1 protein-coding gene and 2 pseudogenes are annotated in these 3,868 nt (G+C 66.3%); 2 read left to right on the forward strand and 1 reads right to left on the reverse strand.

Annotated features, from left to right (window positions below):
* Positions 1 to 1,223, reverse strand: a 1,223-nt coding sequence (locus JCM19049_RS09320; protein WP_279402853.1) for a serine hydrolase, incomplete at its 3' end; no start/stop codon positions are given.
* 391 nt (positions 1,224 to 1,614) lie between these two features.
* Here JCM19049_RS09320 and JCM19049_RS09325 point away from each other — a divergent pair.
* Positions 1,615 to 2,638 (forward strand): annotated as a pseudogene (locus JCM19049_RS09325) (3-oxoacyl-ACP synthase III).
* Positions 2,632 to 3,868 (forward strand): annotated as a pseudogene (locus JCM19049_RS19840) (alpha/beta fold hydrolase); the annotation flags it as partial. The pseudogenes JCM19049_RS09325 and JCM19049_RS19840, both read left to right, overlap by 7 nt.

The raw sequence follows: 3,868 nt of genomic DNA on the forward strand, positions 1-3,868 counted from the left end.
GCCGCGGCTCCGGGTTCCGGGGCGGTCGAGGTTTCCACGAGCAGCGCGGCGGCGATGGCATCAAAGGCACCGAGCGCGGCGAAGAGCTTGGCCGGTTCCTGCGGCAGCGGCCAACTGGAGAGCTTGACGGCCACGACTTCGGCCGGACGGTTGATGTAGACCAGCTGGCCGTGGATCCCCATGCACAGGAACACGTCATTGCCCGGGTAGGGGAACCAGAGCTGGTTGCGGTACATGCCGCCGGGCATCCGGTAGTCGCCGGGGCTGGTGGCAAAAGCGTCCCGTGAATCCGGTGCCCCCTCTAGGGTTTCGGCCATCCACGTCGAGGAGAGCACCCGTTGCCCGCTCAGGGAGACACCGTCGTTCAGCAGCATGGACCCGAAGCGGGCCATGTCCCGCAGGCTGGCGCTGATCCCCCCGTCAAAGGTGCCGGTCCCGAACTGGTCAATGTCAAGGACGGCGTCCGCCTCGGCGCCGATCTTGCCCCAGAGCACCGCGGACATCAGCTGCGCCATGGGTTGCCCGGCGGCGGCCTCGCACACCCAGCCCAGCATGTCGGTTTCGCAGGAACGGTATTCAAAGAATCCGCCGTGCGCGGTCTTGCGCTGCAGCGTCTTCAGGAAGGGGTACATTCCCGTGGGCCCCGGTGCGAGGGTGGGGGCCCAGCCAATGGCCTGCTCCAACAGCCTGATGCCCGAGAGCGGGTCCAGGTAGTTCTCGGAGAAGTTGATGCCCGAACGCATGTCCAGCAGGTGGCGGACCGTCGCCCCGGCGTACCCGGTGCCCTCCAGTTCGGGAAGATAGTCGGTGAGCTGGCCATCGGTATCCAACGTCCCGGCGTCGCAGAGCGCGCCGGCCACAACCCCGATCAGGGACTTGCTCACCGACATCAGCAGGTGGACCGAGTCTGCGTTCATCTGCCCGAAATACTGTTCGGTGAGCACCTGGCCGCGGTGCAGCAGCATCCACCCGTCGGTGTTGGTCGAAGCCATGACCGCTCCCACGCTGACCGGCGCCTGTCCGGGCACGGTGCCCGGAACCAGCACCGAATCCAGGTCACGGTGCGCGGCCGGCAGCTCGGCCACCGGCCCGGACCCCCGTGCGATGGACGCGGTGGGCAGGAAGTCGGCCATGTGCTGGAAGGACCAGTGCAGGTTCTGCGGCTGCTTCCAGTTCGTGACGTCCACCATCACCGCATTGCCCTGTTGATCCATGGCGTCCATGGCAGTTCCTTCCCAAGAAAATGTCGCTGTACCCATACCGTGTTGCTCCGATAGTACGACGGAGACTACCACTGCCCAGGTGATTGCCGGGCGCTTCTGCCAGTCCCCCATCAGGCTGGTGCCCAGAACCGTGGCGGGGCCACGCCCATGCACCCACTGCATGGGCGTGTAGCAGTACTGGCCGAAAGGCGGGTGAGTCACACAGAAACCTATGAATGATCCAGATTTTTCCTGCTATTCGCTGAAAACTTCGCTTTCGCTTATGCGCTGGCCCACAGGAAGGAATACGGTAAGAACAGACTATTCTCCGTCGGCGACCCTGCGGAACCGGCGACCATTTTTCGGTGCGGGCCCCAAAGGGTCCGCGTCGGCACGACACGAAGGCTTGATATTGAACGGCAACGCAACGTTTAGGCATCACAACGTGGCCCTTTTGGCCGTCAATAGGGTGCAGGCACCGGTGGTGCTCAGCTCCGCCGAATTCGACGAGCGACTGGCCCCCAGCCTGAAACGTTTGCGACTGTCCAAGAAACTGCTCGAACGCGCCTCCGGGGTGAAGGAACGCCGCTGGTGGTCCGAGGGCACCGGTTTTGACGACGCCGCGGTGGAAGCCGGCGGCAAGGCCATGGCCGAAGCCGGCATCGAGCCGGGCAGATCGGCCTGCTGATCAACACGTCGGTGACTCGGCGCAACCTGGAACCCTCGGTGGCCTCCAAGATCCACCACGACCTGGGGCTGCCCTCCTCGGCGATGAACTTCGACGTGGCCAACGCCTGCCTCGGGTTCGTCAACGGCATGTCCCTGGCGGCGAACATGATCGACTCCGGACAGATCAAGTACGCGCTGATCGTGGCCGGGGAAGACGCCCAGCCCACCCAGGAAACCACGTTCCAGCGGCTGAATGCGGAAAACTCCACCCGCGAAGACTACCTGCGCGAATTCGCCACCCTCACCCTGGGGTCGGGGGCCGCCGCCGCAGTGGTGGGCCCCGCCGACGAACACCCCGGCGGCCACCGAATCGTGGGCGGAGTCTCCCGAGCCGGCACCCAGCACCACGAATTGTGCGTCGGCGGGCCGGCCGGCATGTACACCGACACCAAGGGGCTGCTGGATAACGGGCTGGACCTGGTGGTCAACGCCTGGCAAGAGGCGCACCAGTCCGGCTGGGATTGGCGTTCAATGGACCGTTACGTCACCCACCAGGTCTCCAAGTCCTACACCAACGCCATCATCAAGCGGTGGGCCTGATCCGTGACCGGGTGCCGGTCACCTTCCCCAAGTGGGGCAATGTCGGCCCGGCCTCGCTGCCGATGACCCTGTCGCAGGAAGCCGAAACCCTCAAGCCCGGCGACCGCGTGCTGTGCATGGGCGTGGGCTCGGGACTGAACACCACCATGATGGAGCTGGCTTGGTAACTGAGATTTTTCCCGGTGTCGCTGCACGGTACTCGGGCTATCTCGAAGTGCCCTCCACCTCCGCGGTGGATCCGGCCGGCACCACCCACCGGTGGCACCTGCTGGACAACCATGGCGAACTGGAAGAACGCGGAATCAGCCCCGTGGGCACCTTGCTGTGCGTGCACGGCAACCCCACCTGGTCCTACCTGTGGCGCGAGCTGCTCAACCACGTCTCGGCCCACGCCCTGCCCTGGCGGGTGGTCGCAGTGGACCAGCTGGACATGGGCTTCTCCCCGCGCACCGGTCCTGCGTCGGTTGGCCGACCGGGTCAACGACCTCGGGGATCTGACCGCTGCCCTGGGCTTGGACGGCCCGGTCATCACGGTGGGACACGACTGGGGCGGCATCATTTCCCTGGGCTGGGCCTTGGAACACCAGCAGCAGCTGGCCGGGTGGTGCTGACCAACACCGCGGTGCACCCTGCGGGGTTCCAGATGCCTGCCGCGCTGCGCCTTGCCTCCCACCCGGCCGTGCACGGCTGGGGAACCAAGAGCACCGACGCGTTCCTGCGGGTAACCCATTCGCTGGCCCACCCCAAACTGGATCCCGGTACCCGTGAGGCGTTCATGGCACCGTACACCAGCGCCGAACGGCGCGATGGGGTGGCGAACTTCGTTGCCGACATCCCCTTCGCCCCGGACCACCCCAGCCGCTCCACCTTGGAGTCCATTGCCGAATCCCTTCGCACGCTCTTCGTTCCGGCCCTGCTGCTGTGGGGGCCCAAGGACCCGGTCTTCTCCGACCGCTACCTGCGGGACTTGATGTCCCGGCTCCCCCACGCCCAGGTACACCGCTTCGAAAGCGCGGGACACCTGCTGCCCGAGGACCGCGACATCGCCACCCCCATCTTCGACTGGCTGGACAAGCAGAACCGGCAGGACGGGCCTGCGGGGCGTGCCGAACCGCTGAACGGCTACCGGCCCATGCTGGCCGAACTGGATGCCCGCACCCACGACAACACCGCGGCAGTGGTGGACGTCAGCCCACCACGCACCCTGTCCTGGTCGGACCTGGGCCACCGGGTGAACACCCTGGCCGCCGGGCTGGCCAGCATCGGGGTTCGCTCGGGCAGCCGGGTCAACCTGCTGGTGCCCCCGGGCATCGAACTGACTCCCTGATCTACGCCTGCCTGCGGCTGGGCGCGGTGATCGTGGTCGCCGATGCCGGTTTGGGAACCAAGGGGCTGGG

The organism is Arthrobacter sp. JCM 19049, assembly GCF_001310435.1.